Annotated in this window: 16 protein-coding genes; 6 read left to right on the forward strand and 10 right to left on the reverse strand. The window is 72.2% G+C overall.

Features of this window, described 5'->3' with window-relative positions; genetic code table 11:
* The first annotated feature begins 115 nt into the window (after window positions 1-115).
* Window positions 116-691, forward strand: coding sequence for a single-stranded DNA-binding protein (gene ssb / locus BM396_RS07990; RefSeq protein WP_043354664.1), 576 nt, complete (start codon window positions 116-118; stop codon window positions 689-691).
* Window positions 692-995: 304 nt separating this feature from the next.
* Here the strand turns inward: ssb and BM396_RS07995 are convergent, their stop codons facing one another.
* The 7 genes from BM396_RS07995 to xth form a co-directional block, all read right to left on the reverse strand.
* Window positions 996-1,472, reverse strand: coding sequence for a hypothetical protein (locus BM396_RS07995; RefSeq protein ID WP_043385080.1), 477 nt, complete (start codon window positions 1,470-1,472; stop codon window positions 996-998).
* A gap of 163 nt (window positions 1,473-1,635) precedes the next feature.
* Window positions 1,636-1,935 carry a GCG_CRPN prefix-to-repeats domain-containing protein gene (locus BM396_RS08000; RefSeq protein ID WP_043385077.1) on the reverse strand — a complete coding sequence of 100 codons (300 nt, stop codon included), beginning with the start codon at window positions 1,933-1,935 and terminating at the stop codon, window positions 1,636-1,638.
* A 139-nt stretch (window positions 1,936-2,074) separates the two neighbouring features.
* Window positions 2,075-2,389, reverse strand: coding sequence for a hypothetical protein (locus tag BM396_RS08005; RefSeq protein ID WP_043354509.1), 315 nt, complete (start codon window positions 2,387-2,389; stop codon window positions 2,075-2,077).
* Between the two features lie 89 nt (window positions 2,390-2,478).
* Entirely contained in the window at window positions 2,479-2,766 is a 288-nt protein-coding gene (locus BM396_RS08010) for a hypothetical protein (RefSeq protein ID WP_244538838.1), read from the reverse strand.
* A gap of 91 nt (window positions 2,767-2,857) precedes the next feature.
* Window positions 2,858-3,640: an SDR family NAD(P)-dependent oxidoreductase gene (locus tag BM396_RS08015; RefSeq protein WP_043385070.1), complete on the reverse strand. Its 783-nt coding sequence runs from the start codon at window positions 3,638-3,640 to the stop codon at window positions 2,858-2,860.
* A 277-nt stretch (window positions 3,641-3,917) separates the two neighbouring features.
* Window positions 3,918-4,796 (reverse strand): SDR family oxidoreductase, encoded by an 879-nt coding sequence (locus tag BM396_RS08020; RefSeq protein WP_043354517.1) that lies wholly within the window; start codon window positions 4,794-4,796, stop codon window positions 3,918-3,920.
* A gap of 276 nt (window positions 4,797-5,072) precedes the next feature.
* Window positions 5,073-5,882 (reverse strand): exodeoxyribonuclease III, encoded by an 810-nt coding sequence (xth, locus tag BM396_RS08025; protein ID WP_043385065.1) that lies wholly within the window; start codon window positions 5,880-5,882, stop codon window positions 5,073-5,075.
* Window positions 5,883-6,042: 160 nt separating this feature from the next.
* On the opposite strand from xth, the gene BM396_RS08030 reads away from it, so the two are divergent.
* Complete coding sequence (locus BM396_RS08030; protein ID WP_043354521.1) at window positions 6,043-6,783, forward strand: lysophospholipid acyltransferase family protein; 741 nt, start codon at window positions 6,043-6,045, stop codon at window positions 6,781-6,783.
* 9 nt (window positions 6,784-6,792) lie between these two features.
* Here the strand turns inward: BM396_RS08030 and BM396_RS08035 are convergent, their stop codons facing one another.
* Both BM396_RS08035 and BM396_RS08040 read right to left on the reverse strand, forming a co-directional pair.
* Window positions 6,793-7,704, reverse strand: coding sequence for a LolA family protein (locus tag BM396_RS08035; protein ID WP_043385062.1), 912 nt, complete (start codon window positions 7,702-7,704; stop codon window positions 6,793-6,795).
* A 283-nt stretch (window positions 7,705-7,987) separates the two neighbouring features.
* On the reverse strand, window positions 7,988-11,251 hold the full coding sequence (locus tag BM396_RS08040; RefSeq protein WP_091994749.1) for a DNA translocase FtsK: 3,264 nt from the start codon (window positions 11,249-11,251) through the stop codon (window positions 7,988-7,990).
* A gap of 343 nt (window positions 11,252-11,594) precedes the next feature.
* On the opposite strand from BM396_RS08040, the gene BM396_RS08045 reads away from it, so the two are divergent.
* From BM396_RS08045 to BM396_RS08055, 3 genes are all read left to right on the forward strand, one after another.
* On the forward strand, window positions 11,595-13,658 hold the full coding sequence (locus BM396_RS08045) for an NAD(+) synthase (RefSeq protein ID WP_043387802.1): 2,064 nt from the start codon (window positions 11,595-11,597) through the stop codon (window positions 13,656-13,658).
* A 116-nt stretch (window positions 13,659-13,774) separates the two neighbouring features.
* Window positions 13,775-14,005, forward strand: a complete 231-nt coding sequence (locus tag BM396_RS08050) for a hypothetical protein (protein ID WP_043351157.1) — start codon at window positions 13,775-13,777, stop codon at window positions 14,003-14,005.
* A 280-nt stretch (window positions 14,006-14,285) separates the two neighbouring features.
* Window positions 14,286-14,690 carry a PilZ domain-containing protein gene (locus BM396_RS08055; RefSeq protein WP_043351152.1) on the forward strand — a complete coding sequence of 135 codons (405 nt, stop codon included), beginning with the start codon at window positions 14,286-14,288 and terminating at the stop codon, window positions 14,688-14,690.
* A 3-nt stretch (window positions 14,691-14,693) separates the two neighbouring features.
* On the opposite strand, the gene BM396_RS08060 is transcribed toward BM396_RS08055, so the two are convergent.
* Window positions 14,694-15,131 carry an HIT family protein gene (locus tag BM396_RS08060; RefSeq protein WP_043387800.1) on the reverse strand — a complete coding sequence of 146 codons (438 nt, stop codon included), beginning with the start codon at window positions 15,129-15,131 and terminating at the stop codon, window positions 14,694-14,696.
* 193 nt (window positions 15,132-15,324) lie between these two features.
* Between BM396_RS08060 and BM396_RS08065 the strand changes: the two genes are divergently transcribed.
* Window positions 15,325-16,284, forward strand: a complete 960-nt coding sequence (locus BM396_RS08065) for a cation diffusion facilitator family transporter (RefSeq protein WP_043351145.1) — start codon at window positions 15,325-15,327, stop codon at window positions 16,282-16,284.
* Window positions 16,285-16,335 lie beyond the last annotated feature (51 nt).

Consider the following 16,335-nt stretch of genomic DNA (forward strand, 5'->3'; position numbering starts at 1 on the left):
CTGCGGAAAGCGGGCACAAGCCCGCCCCGCAGGTTGCCGCTCCGGAGGCCCGGGCGCATGGTTCGCGCGCCGCCGGGCAAGTGCCCAGTGAGATCCGTACGACTAGGAGAGAGCGATGGCGGGCAGCGTCAACAAGGTGATTCTGGTGGGCAATCTCGGGCGTGATCCCGAGATGCGCCGCCTCGGGTCGGGCGACCCGGTCTGCAACCTGCGGCTCGCGACGTCGGAGTCGTGGAAGGACAAGGCGACCGGCGAGCGCAAGGAGAAGACCGAGTGGCACTCGGTCGTCATCTACAACGACAACCTCGCCCGGGTGGCCGAGCAGTACCTGCGCAAGGGCTCGAAGGTCTATATCGAGGGCCAGCTTCAGACCCGGAAGTGGACCGACAATTCCGGCGTCGAGAAGTACACGACCGAGGTGGTGCTCCAGCGCTTCCGCGGCGAGATGACGATCCTCGACGGGCGCGGCGGCGGCGGCGACTTCGCCGGCGAGGAAGAGGGCGGCGGCCAGATCAGCCGCGGCGGGGATTTCGGGGGCGGCCGGGGCGGTGACCGCGGCGGCGATTTCGGAGGCGGTCGCGCCCAGGGCGGCGAGCGGCGTCCGGCTCCGGCCTCCTCGGGCGGTGGCGGCAACGGCGGCGGCGGCGGAAGCCGCGGCGGCTACGACCTCGACGACGACATCCCGTTCTAGGCGCCGTCGGTCCGGTCGGGACAGCGCCGCCGGCGCCGGTCGTGGCGCCGGCGGCGTCTCTGCAGGCTCGGATGCTTTCCCATCTCGGGCCGCTGCATGCTCGCCTCCCCTCGCGGTGAGGAACCGAAGGTGGGGGCGACGCCGGATCGCGCGATCCGGTGCCCTCTCCACCAATCCCAACCCGGCCCCCCTCCCCGCCAGAATCAGGGGGCCGGTCGCATCGCTTCGACCGTCGGGGCCTGTCTTGTCGGGCGCCAGGTCCGAGCGGGATCGGGACCCTCTCGGGCCGCGACCGCGAAGCGGCTCAGCCCTTGAGCTGCCTGTTGCAGGCCGAATAGTAGCCGCCGCCCTTCTCGATCCACTTCATGCCGCCCAACGTGCCGGCGGCCTTGGCCGCGTTGTAGCTGTCGAGACAGGTGTGCATGCGGGCCTTGCCGGCCGATTCCTTGGCGTATTTCGGATCGATGGCGCGGGGGAAGGCGGCCGATCCGGCGGCGGCGGCCGGTGTCGTTCCGGCGCGCGAACCGGCCGCCGGCGGGGCCGCGGGCGCGGCGGTCGTCGCGGTCGGCGACACCGGGTTGGGGGCGGTCGTCGGGGCGGTATCGGCCGCCGCGCCGCACTCGGCCTTGCGGAAGTCGTTCCACTTCTGCCCGTTAAGCGTCCCCGCCTGCTTGGCGGCCTGATACTTTGCCGAACACTCCTTGGTCGACAGGGCAGCGGCCGGCGAGGCACCGGCCGCCACGCCGGCAATCATCAGGGATGCAAATACATAGCGGCGCATATCGAAAAATCTCCGGGACACTATGTGTCGTCCCGGAAGAGACTAATACGGCTCTATCCCGTCGTGAATATGCGGGTGTCCGTTCCGGCGGGACAAGTCGGCAATCAAGTCCGGATCCGGTCCGATCCGGATCCGGGGTATGGTCCCGAGCCGGCCGCGCGGGCTACCAGCCGCCGTGGAACCGGCGCGGGCCGTCATAGCCGCCATAGCCGCGCTCGTAGCCGCCGTAGCCCGGCCGCCCGTAGGGCCCGCGGGGACCGCCCCAGCCCCAGCCGCGCTCGTTGGGCCGGCAATGGCCCCAGGGATTGGGGTGGAAGCCGGGACCGCAGCCGCCCGCCACGCGCTCGATCACGACCCCGGCATCGGGGGGGCCATAGCCGAACGGTGCCGCGTTCGCCGCCGTGGCGGTGGCGAGCCCCGCCGTGACCACCGCGACCAGGCCGAGCATCTTGGAGCGCATCATGACACGATCTCCTGAACCAGCGGGCCGGACGCACCGGACCGATGGCAGGAGGATGCGCCGGTCGCCGTGAACCGGGACAGGTCCGGCCATTCATCAACCCGACGGGATCGGCCGGACGGGCCCACGCGCAACGGATCGGTCAGGCGGCCTGAAGCCGGACCGGGGTCGGCGCGGCGGCCCGTGAGCGCGCGTAGAGGTCGGCGCCGACGGCTTGGCCCGCCGCCTTGACGAGCGTGGCCTCGTCGCAGGACCGCGCCACCTTCAGGCCGAGCGCCGCGAGCCGCGCGTTGTCGGCGCAATAGGCCGCGATCCGGGCTCGCCCATAGGCCGGCATCGGGGCGAGCAGCCGGTCGCGCTCCGCGTCGTCGGCGCGGAACAGCGCCGAGATCAGCTCGATCGGAACCGGGTACCGCGCCAGGGCGCTGGGATGGGGGCGGTTTCCGTCGCGCGTCATGGATGCCTCTCCGCTTCGCTGTGCGGTGGAAGGTTCGACAACCATAGTTAACGATCAGTTGTGATGGTCGCCGGCCCGAGGCGGATGTCTCAGCGGCGCGGCGGGTTCACCCAGGCGCCGCCGTCGGCGTGGTGCGGCCGATCCGTGTCCGCGCCCGGGATCAGGAGCTGCGCGTCCGCCCAGCGAGACGCCGCGCCCGGCGCCGCCGCTGTGATCGCCCCCGTCGTGACCGGATCGATCCAGGCAGGCGGGCCTTCGGCGAGTGACGCGCCCGGATCCGGCAGATTGCGCTCGTAGCCGACGACGACCGCCGTGAGGGCGATCGCGGCCAGGAGGAACGCTAGACCGTCGAGGATCATGGAGCCGAGTCTCGGCATGGCACCCGCGCCTGTTGACCAAGCTTCGGGGCTACGGCGGCAGGGTTAACGAACCCTGTCCGAAACCGGGAGATCCGGCCCTGCGGCGGGCTCAGGCGTTCCGTCCGCCGCGCAGGGTCTTCAGGCCGATGCCCGTCGCCTCGAAACCGCCGTCGACGGCGAGCTGCTGGCCGGTGATGTAGGAGGCGCGCTCCGAGCAGAGGAAGACGATCGCCTCCGCGAGTTCCGTCTCCAGCCCGTAGCGGCCGAGCGGGACGGTGTCGTGATAATCCGCCCGGATCTCCGGGCTGTGGACCGCCTTGGCCATCGCGGTATCCACCGGGCCGGGGGCGACGGCATTCACGCGGATGCCCCAGCGCGCCAACTCGACGGCCTGCTGCTGGGTGAGCTGCGCCAGCGCCGCCTTGCTGGTGCCGTAGGCCGTCCGCAGGGTCGAGGCGCGCAGGCCCGAGATCGAGGTGACGTTCACGATCGCCCCGCCGCGCTCGGACAGGAGCGGCACGGCGGCCTGCGTGCACAGGAACGGACCGGACAGGTTGACCGCGAGCACCCGCGACCAGTCCGCAAAGGTGGTCTCCATCAGCGGCTTGAAGATCGCGATGCCGGCATTGTTGACCAGGGCGTCGAGCCGCCCGAACCGGTCGCCGACCTGCCGGATCGCCGCCGCGACCGCCTCGGGCTCGGAGACGTCGGCCGTCACCGCCAACGCGGCCTCCGGACGGCCGAGCCGCTCCGTCGCCGCGGCCACGCCCGGGCCGTCGATATCGAGCAGGGCGACGTTCCAGCCGTCCGCGAGGAAGCGGGTCGCTGTGGCGAGCCCGATGCCGCGGGCAGCCCCCGTCACCAGTGCGGTCCGGGTCTGGGCATCGCTCATCGTCGTCTCCGTCGGGGGCGGCCGCACCCGGATGGCGCGACGCGGCGTTCAGGTCCGCAGCGGTGCGACCGCCGCAGGCCAAGCCCGGGACACCTACAGGTCCCTCCCGCCGTTGAAAACCGATCCGCCGTCGATGTCCCATGCATCGCGCGGGCGCCGTCGCGCCTGTCGGCCACCGACCGGTCCGCGGCGGCTGCCAGGCGCGCCGACACAACCGAGGCGGCTTCCCCCTCTCGGGATGCGAAGATGGGCTTGCGCCTCCGCGCGGACCCGGCGCTCAGAGCATCGGGATGCCGCCGGTGACCGGCACCAGCGCCCCGGACATGTAGCTGCCCTCGCGGGAGGCGAGCAGCACGTAGGCCGGAGCGAGTTCCGCGGGCTGGCCGGCGCGGCCGAGCGGGGTCTGCGCGCCGAGCTGCTCGATCTGCTCCGGACTCTTCACGATCGGCTGGATCGGCGTCCAGACCGGCCCCGGGGCGACGCAGTTCACCCGGATCCCCTTCGGCGCCAGCAGGTTCGACAAGCCGATGGTCAGGCTCGCGATCGCGCCCTTGGTGGCGGCGTAGATCAGCATGCTGGGATCGGCGACCTTGGCCTGCACGCTCGTGCTGTTCACGATCGCCCCCCCGGGCTTCATGTGCGGCACCGCGGCCTGGGCGAGGTGGTACATGGCGAAGACGTTGGCGCGGAACGAGCCCTCGATGTCGGGAGCCTTCACGTCGTCGAGGCTGTCGTTCACCACCTGGGCGGCGGCGTTGTTCACGAGGACGTCGAGGCGCCCGAACGCCGCCACGGTCCTCGCCACGAGGTCGCGACAATGGTCCTCGTCGCGGATGTCGCCGGGAAGGAGCAGGCAGCGCCGGCCGGCCTTCTCGACCCAGGCCTTCGTGTCCTCGGCATCCTCCTGCTCGACGTCGAGATAGGAGATCGCCACGTCGGCGCCTTCGCGGGCATACGCGATGGCCACCGCCCGACCGATGCCGGAATCGCCGCCGGTGATCAGCGCCGCGTGGCCCGTGAGGAGCCCCTTGCCGACATAGCTGTCCTCGCCGTGGTCGGGCCGCGGCGTCATCTTCGAGGTCAGGCCCGGCCGGGGCTGCTGCTGGTCGCCGGGAAAGGGCGGCTGCGGCCCGGCCTCGCGCGGATCGTCGGTCATCGGGGAGGCTCCGGCTCGTGGGCGATCCACGGGATCTAGGGCTGCCTCCAGGGCCGCCGCCTGCGCCCGGCCGTCACAGGCCGGGCGAGGGTACCGAACCGTCTCAGAAGGCGCGGGTGCGCCCGGAATGCGGGCCGCCGTAGCGGCGGCGCAGGAAGGAGACGACCTTGGGGAGGAGGAAGGCGATCAGGATCTTGCGCATCGGGGCTCGCTCACGTCACGGGTTCGTGAGCGGGCAATGCTCGGACCGCACCCCGGTTCCGTGCGGGCGCCGGATCAGAGTTCGAGGGTCAGGGTGACCGGCGCGTGGTCGGAGGGACGCTCCCAGGCGCGGGCCTCGCGCAGCACCTCCACCTTGCGGACCGTCCCGGCGAGGTCCGGGGACACCCAGGCGTGGTCCAGGCGCCGCCCCTTGTTGGCCGCCGACCAGTCGGGGGAGCGGTAGCTCCACCACGTGTAGATCTTCTCGGGCTCCGGGGTGAGGTGGCGCGCCGCGTCGATCCAGCCCGCCTCCCCGCGCAGGACCTCCAGCGCCTCGGTCTCCAAGGGCGTGTGGCTGACCACGTCGAGGAGCTGCTTGTGCGACCAGACGTCGTGCTCCAGGGGCGCGACGTTGAGGTCGCCCACGAGGATCGCCGGCCCGGAGACGCGCTTGCCGCCCCAGGCGCGCAGTTCGGACAGGAAGTCGAGCTTGTGGGCGAATTTCGGGTTGAGGTCGCGGTCCGGCACGTCGCCGCCGGCCGGGACGTAGAAATCGTGCAGCACGATGCCCGAGGCCGCCCCGGCCTCCGGCCCCAGCACCGCCGAGATGTGGCGGGCGTCCTGGCGCTCGCAGAACCCCATCACGGCGCGGGTGTGCAGGGGGAAGCGGGAGAGGATCGCGACGCCGTTGTAGCCCTTCTGGCCGGCGAACATCACGTGCTCGTAGCCGGAGCCGCGCAGGGCCTTCAGCGGGAAGGCGTCGTCCGGGCACTTGGTCTCCTGGAGGCAGAGCACGTCCGGCTTGTGCTCGGCCAGGAAGCGCAGCACGAGGTCGATGCGCAGGCGCACCGAGTTGATGTTCCAGGTGGTGACGGTGAGCTGCACGGGCGGCGCCGGGGTTCGGTCGGAGGTGCGCTCCGATAGCCGATTTCGCGGGCCGCGACAGTCCGCTCGACGCCGGCGGCGCGAAATGCCGTGCGTCGGTGCCCGGCAGGCGCTATGCCCGTGCCCTGCCCTGTCCCGGGCCCCTCGTCGAGGCGCCGCCATGGCACATGCCCGCTCGCTCCTGTTCGCCGCCTACTGGGCCGCCTGGACCACCCTGTTCCTCGCGCCGCTCGCGGTCTTCCTCCTGTCGGGGTCCCCCGAGCGGCCGATCCGACGGGCGACGCGCCTCTGGGCGCGCGGCATCCTGGCCGGGCTCCGGCACATCGTCGGCCTGCGCTACGTGGAGGAGGGCCGCCAGCACCTGCCGGCCAAGCCCTGCCTGATCGTCGCCAACCACCAGTCGACCTGGGAGACCCTCGCCTTCCTGGTGCTGGTGCCGGACGTGGCGATCGTCGCCAAGCGGGAGCTGCTGGCGATCCCGGTGGTCGGCTGGTTCCTGCGACGCTCGCCGATGATCGTCATCGACCGCGGCAACGGTACGCAGGCCTTGCGCACCATGATCGACGAGGGCCGCGCCGCTGTCGCGGCGGGCCGGTCGGTGCTGATCTTTCCGGAAGGCACCCGCGGTGGCATCGACGCGCCGCTGCGCTTCAAGCGCGGCGTCGAGCTGCTCTACGGACGGCTCGGCCTGCCGGTGGTGCCGGTGGCGCTGAATTCCGGGCTGTTCTGGCCGGGTGGCATGGCGACCCGGGCCGGGACCGTGGTGGTGAGCTACCTCACGGCCGTCGCGCCGGGCCTGACGGCCGCGGAGTTCCTGCGCGGCACCGAGGGGGCGATCGACCGGGAGCTCGACCGCTGGCGCCCCATCGGCCTCGACGGCCTCGGCGCGAAGGCGGCCTGAGGGCGCCCCCTAGGGCTGCGCTTGCTGGATCTGCTGCTGCACGGCCTTGTCCTCGGCACGCCCGTAATTGATGAAGAACAGGTTGCCGTCGACGCTCTTGCCCTTCTGGAGATTCGAGAGCGTCACCGTCGTGATGTAGCCCTGCGGATCGGTGATCCGCCACTGCGACAGGGTCTTCACGTCGGCATCGAAGAACAGCTGGATCTTCGAGGTGCCGCCGAGGGTGGCGCGGTCCTCCAGGCTGATGCGGACGCCGCCCGGATCGTTGGCCACGTCGGTGACGGTGAGGTCGCGGGCGAGGTCGATCTTCTCGCGCAGCAGGAATTTCAGCGGCGTCTGGGCGATGAAGTAGAGGTCCTGCGTGTTGAGCTTGCGGTCGCGCACCGCCACCGAGGTGCCGTCGGCGATCACCTCGAGCGGCGAGGGCTGGTCGTAGTCGAAGCGCAGGCGGCCGGGCTTGGCCAGCGTCAGCTTGCCGCCGATCCGGCGCCCATCGGCGCCGATCTGCATGAAGTTGCCCGTCAGGGTGTTTATCCCGTTGAAGTAGGCGTTGGCCTGGGCGAGCAGCGTCGCGGCATCCGCGGGCTCGCCGGGGGCGATCGCCGTCGGCGCGCCCACCGCCGCGACCTTGGGCTCGGCGGCCTTGTGCTCGGCCTTGCCGGACTTGGCACTGGCCGCCTTCGTGTCCTTGCCCGCCGGGTCCTTGCCGGAATCCTTGCTCGCCTCCTTGGCCTTGGGCGCGGGCTTCTTGGTCGGCGCGGGGGCCGGCGGGGCAGCCTCGGGCTGCGGCGCGGGCTCCTCCTTGTGGCCGAACAGGCTGTCGATGAAGGCGCCCACCTGCGCCTCGGCCGGGTTGGCGGTCGCGAGCCACAGCCCGGCGGCGATCAGGGAGCCGGCTGTGCGGATGCGGCGGCCGATCATCGGCAGAGTCTCCTGGGGAACCACGGCGTGGGCTCCGGCGGCAAAGGGAAAGCGGAACGCGACGTCAGCGAGCGGGTGAAGACGTCGCGCCCCCCGTCGTCTGCGCGAGCGGCGCGCGGCAACCCAGGAGCTCCACGGTGCCGGACGGCGCGCTGCCCTGGGCTGCTTCGCTCCGCTCTCACGGACGGGACGGGTTTCGCAGCGGCCCGTTAGAACCCCGCCCTGTGGCGAAGATGCGACGTCCGGGCCGCTCCCATGGGGGAGCGGCCCGGGGCGCGGCGTCTCACTCGTCGTCGTACACGCCGCTCGACATGTGGGCTGCGCCGGCGACCAGGATCTCGCGCTTGCCGGCATGGTTGGCCGGGCCGACGATCCCCTCGATCTCCATCCGCTCCATGATCGAGGCGGCGCGGTTGTAGCCGATCTGCAGACGGCGCTGGATGTAGCTCGTCGACGCCTTCTGGTCGCGCAGCACCACCTCGATCGCCTGCTTGTAGAGGTCGTCGGACTCGCCGCCGGTCGCCGCCGCGAAGGCGCCGATGTCAAAGACGGGGGCCTCCTCCTCGGGCTCGTCGCCGCGCTCGGCCTTGTCGGCCGCGGCGGCCTTGCCCCGGCCCGACCGGCCGCCCTCCTTGGCGGGCTCCTCGGGCGAATCGTCGGCCGTGACGGCGTCGAGGTAGCTGGGGCGGCCCTGGCGCTTGAGATGCGCCACGACGGTCTCGACCTCGCTGTCCGAGCAGAACGGCCCGTGCACCCGGGTCGTGCGCCCGCCGCCGGCCATGAACAGCATGTCGCCCTGGCCCAGAAGCTGCTCCGCGCCCATCTCGCCCAGGATCGTGCGCGAGTCGATCTTGCTCGTCACCTGGAAGCTGATCCGGGTCGGGAAGTTCGCCTTGATCGTCCCGGTGATGACGTCCACCGAAGGCCGCTGCGTCGCCATGATCAGGTGGATGCCCGCTGCCCGCGCCATCTGCGCCAGACGCTGGATCGCCCCCTCGATGTCCTTGCCGGCCACCATCATCAGGTCGGCCATCTCGTCGACCACGATCACGATGTACGGCAGCGGCGCCAGATCCATCGCCTCCTCCTCGAACACCGCCTCGCCGGTGTGGCGGTCGAAGCCGGTCTGCACCGTCCGCGTCAGCACCTCGCCCCGCGCCCCCGCCTCCGCCACCCGGGCGTTGTAGCCGTCGATGTTGCGCACCGCGATCTTGGCCATCTTCTTGTAGCGCTCCTCCATCTCGCGCACCGCCCACTTGAGGGCGATCACCGCCTTCTTGGGGTCGATGACCACGGGGGAGAGCAGGTGCGGGATGCCGTCGTAGACCGACAGCTCCAGCATCTTCGGATCGACCATGATCAGCCGGCACTCCTCGGGCTTCAGCCGGTAGAGCAGCGACAGGATCATGGTGTTGATCGCCACCGACTTGCCCGAGCCGGTGGTGCCGGCCACCAGCAGGTGCGGCATGCGCGCGAGGTCGGCGATGATCGGCTCGCCGCCGATGTTCTTGCCCAGGCACAGGGCCAGCTTGTGCTTGCTCTCGGCGAAATCCGCCGACGACAGGAGCTCCCGCAGATACACCGTCTCGCGCGTCGCGTTCGGCAGCTCGATGCCGATGACGTTCCGGCCGGGCACCACCGCGACGCGGGCCGAGACCGCCGACATCGACCGGGCGATGTCGTCCGACAGGCCGATCACGCGGCTGGACTTGGTGCCCGGTGCCGGCTCCAGCTCGTAGAGGGTGACGACCGGGCCCGGCCGCACCGCCAGGATGTCGCCGCGCACGCCGAAATCCTGGACCGTCTGCTGCAGGTTGAGGGCGTTCTGCTCCAGCACGTCGGCATCGACCTCCTCGCTGCCGCCCGGCGCCGGCAGGGCGAGCAGTTCGAGGGACGGCAGCTCGTAATCGGCGTTCTCGATCGGCGCGATCTCGAGATGGCGGCCGGCCGGGATCAGGTGGGCGCGGGGCGCGACGAGCGGGACCGCAACCGGCGCGGGGGCCGGCAGGGCGGCGACCGGCTCGGACGGCTCGTCCGCGACGGGCTCGGCCTCGCTCTCCACCTCGGCTTCGACCGGCTCGGGCTGCGGCGCCAGCTTGCCCCGGAGCAGGACCGGGCGCGGGGTCATCGGGATCACCACGCGCTCGGCTTCGGCGCGCGCGGCGGCCGGCGCGGCCGCAACCGGGGCCACAACCGGGGCCGGGACGGCTTCGGGCTGGGCCGGGGGCGCCGGCGGGAGGGTGCTCGGCTGGCCGGCCGCGCGGATCGCCGCCCGAGCCGCCATGGCGCTGAGCGCCGGGGCCCGGCGCGGAGCCTCGGAGACCGGCGCGGCCGGAGGCTCGGCGGCGGCGCTGCCGGGACCGAAGACCAGCGACAGGCCGGAGGCCGGGGCCGCGGCGGGGGGCAGGAAGGCGCTCCGGATCGCGGCGGCCTCCTCGGTCCGCGGGCCGGAATCCGTGCCGTTATCCTGCCCGTCGGCGGGGCGCGGCGGCTGGTCGAACCGCACGAGCCGGTCCAGCACGTAGACCGGCCGCGGCGGCAGCGAGCGCAGGTGCGAGATGTCGAGGGGCATCGAGACGAAGCGCTCGTCGGACGCCGCCGGCGCGGCGACAGCCTCCGGGGGCGGGGGCGCCTCGGCGGACTGCGCCTCCAGGGCCGACCAGGCCTCGACGGACGACCAGTCGCCGCCGTCGAACCAGGGCTGGACCTCGGACCAGTCGGGCAGGTCGGACCAGTCGCGGGCCGGGGCCTCGGCGACGGTTTCGACGCTCTCGGCGACGAAAGGCGCCGCCGCGACGGGGGCGATCACCGCCGTGGACGCGGCCAGCTCGACGGCGGGCCGGACCGGGCGGCGATCCGGCGTGCGGAAGAAGCGGACGCCCGGCGGGGCGACGAAGGGCTGGCGCCACAGGGGCACCGGCTCCGCGTCCGGCGCGGCGGCTTCGGGCGGGACCGGCATGACGGCGACGCGCTCCGCCGCCTCGGCGGCGGTCTGCTCGTGCGCGATGCGCGCCCGCTCGGCCTCCTCGCGGGCGGCCCGCTCGGTCTCCAGGGCGAGGGCGGCCGCCTGCGCCTCGGCGCGGGCGCGCTCCAGGGCGACGCGCTCGGCCTCCAGGGCGCGCTGGCGGCGCTCCTGCAGGACCGAATCGGGGGTGCGGGTGTAGCGCACGGCCGAGGGGGCGGCGGCCTGGACCGAGGCGGCGACCGGCGCACCGGCCGGCACGCCCTCGGGGGCGATGGCGGCGGGGCGGCGCGGCTGGCGCACCAGCACGCCCGGCGAGGACGCGCTGCGGTCGATCCGGCTCTCGAAGGCCGGCGCATCCAGGGCGTCGAGGCTCGCCCGGTCGTCGAAGACCTGGTCCGGCCAGTGCGGTTCGGGCGCGGCCGCGCGCGGGGCGCGCTCGGCGGCCTCGCGGCCGACCATCGCGCCCGGCGGCGTGAGCCAGCTCGGCTCCGCCCGGCGCCCGGGGGCACCGTAGGACGGGCGGGCGGGGAGTCCGGCCGGGGAGCCGGACAGGCGGCGGGTGAGGCTCGCGCGAAGCGCCATCAGCCGGTGCGCCAGGGCTCCCAGGGAGAGGCCCGAGCGGTCGCCGCCGCGGACGGGGCGGGCGGGGTCACGGTGGGAGTACGGAGGCCGTCCCGATGCGCGCATGGGTTCTCAGACGATACTCGAAACAGGGATCCGCCGACGCGCGGCGGCTGTTCCTGAGTTAGGCCATTCGTCGTTAATGGAGGCTTGCCACGGGCCGCGCTGCGGAAACCATGCCGGGAACAGAGCGGTTCGTGCGCCGTGCAGCCAACCCGCCGCGGGCGCCGACCGCGTCCGATCGCCCGTGCCGGGCCGCATGCCATATGATACCCGCAGCCATTCCTCATCCGGACAGGTGCCCGTGTCTCCAGCCACCTCCGAATCGCCGGCGCGCTTCCGCTCCCTCTACCGCCACGGCTTCGCCCGGGTTGCGGCCTGCACAGGCCGGAGCCACCCGGCCGAGCCCGAGCGCAACGCCGACGCGATCCTCGACCTCGCCCGGAGGTGCCACGATTCGGGGGCCGCGCTGGCGGTCTTCACCGAACTCGGCCTCTCGGCCTACGCGATCGAGGACCTGCTGCTCCAGCAGACCCTGCTGGACGCGGTCGAGGCCGCCGCCGCCCGGGTGATCGCCGAATCGGCCAATCTCCGGCCGCTGCTGCTGGTCGGCGCGCCGCTCCGCTGGCGCCACCGCGTCTACAATACCGCGCTCGCCATCCAGGGCGGCCGCCTGCTCGGCGTCGTGCCGAAGACCTTCCTGCCGAACTACCGGGAGTTCTACGAGAAGCGCCACTTCGCCTCCGGCGCCGGGATCACCGCCGAGACCATCCGGGTCGCCGGCCGCGAGGCGCCGTTCGGCACCGACCTGCTGTTCCCGGCCGAGGACCTGCCGGGCCTCGTGGTCGGGGTGGAGATCTGCGAGGATCTGTGGGTTCCGGAGCCCCCGGGCATGCGCGCGGCCCTCGCCGGCGCCACGGTGCTGGCCAACCTCTCGGGCAGCCCGATCACCGTCGGCCGGGCCGAGTCGCGGGCGCTCCTCTCGCGGGCGGCCGCGATGCGCGGCGCCTGCGCGTATGTCTATGCCGCCGCCGGCCAGGGCGAATCGACCACCGACCTGTCCTGGGACGGCCAGACCAGCATCGACGAGCTGGGCGTGCGGCTGGCCGAGGGCGAGCGCTTCCCCGCGGGCCCGGTGACGACGCTCGCCGACATCGACCTCGACCTGATCGCCCAGGAGCGCCTCCAGGCCGGCAGCTTCGACGACGACGCCCGGCGCCAGGCCCTGCCCTATCGCCGGGTCCCGTTCCGGCTCGACCCGCCGGAGGCCGATCTTGGGCTGATCCGGCGGATCGAGCGCTTTCCCTTCGTGCCCGCCGACCCGACGCGCCTCGCCCAGGATTGCTACGAGGCCTACAACATCCAGGTCGCCGGCCTCGCCCAGCGCCTGGAGGCCACCGGCACCCGCCGGGCCGTGATCGGCGTCTCGGGCGGCCTCGATTCGACCCACGCGCTCATCGTGATCGCCAAGGCCTTCGACCGCCTCGGTTATCCGCGCTCGGACATCCTGGCCTACACGCTGCCGGGCTTCGCCACCTCGAACGCCACCAAGACCAATGCCCACGCCCTCATGAAGGCCCTGGGCTGCACGGCCGCCGAGATCGATATCCGCCCGGCCGCCCGGCAGATGCTCGCCGACATGAACCACCCCTTCGCCAGGGGCGAGGCGGTCTACGACGTGACCTTCGAGAACGTGCAGGCGGGCCTGCGCACCGATTACCTGTTCCGGCTGGCCAACCAGGCGGGCGGCATCGTGGTCGGCACCGGCGACCTCTCGGAGCTGGCGCTCGGCTGGTGCACCTATGGCGTCGGCGACCAGATGAGCCACTACGCGGTCAATGCCGGCGTGCCGAAGACGCTGATCCAGCACCTGATCCGCTGGGTGATCGGCCACGGCGAGGTCGGGCCGGACGAGGCGCGCACCCTCCAGGCGGTCCTCGACACCGAGATCTCCCCCGAGCTTGTGCCGGTGGACCAGGATGACAGCCCGCAGAGCACGGAGGCCACGATCGGCCCCTATGCGCTGCAGGACTTCAACCTGTTCTACACGCTGCGCTACGGGTTCCGACCCTCGAAAATCGCCTTCCTGGCGCTCCACGCCTGGGGCGACAGGGACAGCGGCTTCTGGGCGCCGGACTTCCCCGAGGCCAAGCGGGTCGCCTACGACCTGCCCGAGATCCGCCGCTGGCTCGGCGTGTTCCTCACCCGCTTTTTCGGCTTCAGCCAGTTCAAGCGCTCGGCGCTCCCCAACGGGCCGAAGGTCTCGGCCGGCGGCTCCCTCTCGCCCCGGGGCGACTGGCGCGCGCCCTCCGACGGGTCGGCGCGCATCTGGATCGCGGAGTTGAACCGAAACGTCCCCGAAACTTGACCGACACAAACTCGACCGATTGTGCCATTATGAGCACGGTCAAGCCGATTCTTCGCAATGCAAAATACCGTATTGGGAAAATTTGGCTTTGAGGGCGGCCAGGCGGAGGACTTCGGATGCGAAGCTACAACCTGTTCCAGCTCAAGAGCGTCGAGGGTCTCTGCTGCGCGGTGCCTGAGGCCAGCACCGTCCCGCCTTTCATCGGCGCCGGCCGCTGGACCTTCGGCGGCAAGCTCTGCGACGGCAGCCGGCAACCCCTCGACTTCGACGACCGAGCCGCCGACACCGCCGTGCGCTTCAACGGATTCTACCTGTTCCAGACGGTGGACCGGCGCTTCATCGCGTGAGCGGGGGCATCGGGAAGGACTCAGCGCGCCCATGCGGCGCGCGGGCCGAGCCGCCGGCCGGCGTTCCGCAACGCAGCACGAAGAACGCCGTCCGCCCGGCGGCGCCAGCCGCGCCGGCTTGAAACCGGATCGCCCCGCGCGCCGAGCCGGGACCCGGCGATGGGCCCCCCGTCGGCAGGGATCCCGCCGCGCGGCGGGCCCCGACTCTGCGATCGCAACGAAGATTCCTTAAGGGCTGGCGTGCAGGACTGGCGGCATCGTCAGCTTCGGAGCCGGCCGCATGTCGGAGCATCGCAGAGAGGCGCGCCAGAGGGTCTTCCTCAAGGGTCGCATCGTCTTCAACAACGGCTCGTCGAGCTTCGATTGCCTCGTGCGCGACATGTCCTCCGCCGGTGCGCGGCTCGTCATGAGCGACGCCACCACGCTCCCGGAGGCCTTCGATCTCTACATTCCGCAGAAGGATCGGACCTACCGGGCCATCCTGCGCTGGCGCCGGGAGGACGGCATCGGCGTGACCTTCGAGCAGCCGGCCAGCGCCGCGCCCGCGGCGCCCGTTGCGGCCGCGACGGACGCCTCCGTGACCCTGCTGCTGAAGCGCGTCAGCGAACTCGAGACCGAGAACGCCGCCCTGCGCCGCCTGCTCGCCAGCATGGCCCAGTCGGCCGATCCGGCGAGCGCGGCCTGATCCTCAGCCCTGCCCCTCCAGGGCCGCGCGGATGCGTGCGGCATGCTCGGCCAGGACCGCGTTGTCGGCCATCCCGCCCTCGTGGCGCTTGAGCGGCACGCCCTCACGCCGCGGGATGATGTGGACGTGCAGGTGGAAGACGGTCTGGCCCCCGGCCGGCTCGTTGAACTGGAAGAGGGTCAGCCCCTCGGCCTGGAACGCCGCCTTCACGGCGCGGGCGACCTTCTGGACGCGCGCCATCAAGACGCCGAGCGACTCCGGATCGGCATCGAGCAGGCCCCGCGCCGGCGCCTTCGGGATCACCAGGGTGTGGCCTTCCCCCTGGGGCATCACGTCCATGAAGGCCAGCGTATGGTCGTCCTCGTAGACGCGGTGGCAGGGGATCTCGCCCCGCAGGATCTTGGCGAAGATGTTGTCGGGATCGTAGGGGGCGTCGGCCATGCTGCCTCCGGGTCTCCGTGAGCGGTCGTCGAGCGGTTGCAGGTTGCACGGGCCACCCACCCGCGTCCACACGGGAACAAGCGGCCTGCCGCAACGCTTGCCTCGCCACGGCCGCAGCGCCGTGCCGGGCTCCGTCGGTCCGGCTTCCAACGAGGCGCGCAGGTCGGCACGCGGCGCGCGCAAGGAGTTCCGGATGGCGCACGAGAGCACGGGGGCGATCTACGCGGCCGCGGGGGCCAATCTCGCCATCGCGGCGGCGAAGTTCGTGGGCGGTGCGCTGACCGGCTCGACGGCGATGCTCGCCGAGGGCGTGCACTCGGTGGTCGACACGGCCAATCAGGTGCTGCTGCTCGTCGGCATGAAGCGGGCCGGGCGCCCGGCCGATGCCCGCCACCCGTTCGGCTACGGGCGCGAGATCTACTTCTACGCCTTCGTGGTGGCGCTGATGATCTTCCTCGGCGGCGGCCTCTTCGCGATCTACGAGGGGATCGAGCGGATCCGCCATCCCGAGCCGGACGTCGATGCCGAGCTGTTCGGCTATCGGCTGCCGGGCCTCTGGGTGAATGTCGGGATCCTCGGCTTCGCCATCGCGGCGGAGGGCACCTCCTTCTTCGTGGCGATGCGCCAGTTCTGGGCCGAGAAGGGCCAGCATTCGGCCGTGCGGGCGATCCGGCGCAGCAAGGATCCGACCCTGTTCACGGTGCTCGCCGAGGACACCGCCGCCCTGATCGGCCTCGTCATCGCGCTCGCGGGCGTGGCCCTGTCGCATATCCTGGAGATGCCGAGCCTCGATGGCTGGGCGTCGGTGGGCATCGGCCTCGTGCTCGTCGGCATGGCGGTGTTCCTCATGGTCGAGACCCACGGCCTTCTGATCGGCGAGGCGGCCGATCCCGAGATCGTCGCGGCGATCACGGAGCTGGCCCGGGCCGAGCCGGGCGTGCTCCACATCAACGAGGTGCTGACCCAGCACCTCGGCCCCTCCGACATCCTGGTCAATCTCAGCATCGACATGGCCGACGACCTCAGCGCCGGGGATGTCGAGAGCCTCGTCACCCGCCTCGACCGGGCGCTGAAGGCGCGCAGCCCCGACGTGACCCGGGTGTTCATCGAGATCCAGCACCACGGCGACCACACGGTGCGGCGGGCGGCCTGAACGGGACTCGCTGGGCCCCCGGCCCGCAGGTCTCGCATCTGAAGCGGCGAA

It is taken from the genome of Methylobacterium sp. UNCCL125, from assembly GCF_900116795.1.
GTDB classification, from domain to species: Bacteria; Pseudomonadota; Alphaproteobacteria; order Rhizobiales; family Beijerinckiaceae; genus Methylobacterium; species Methylobacterium fujisawaense.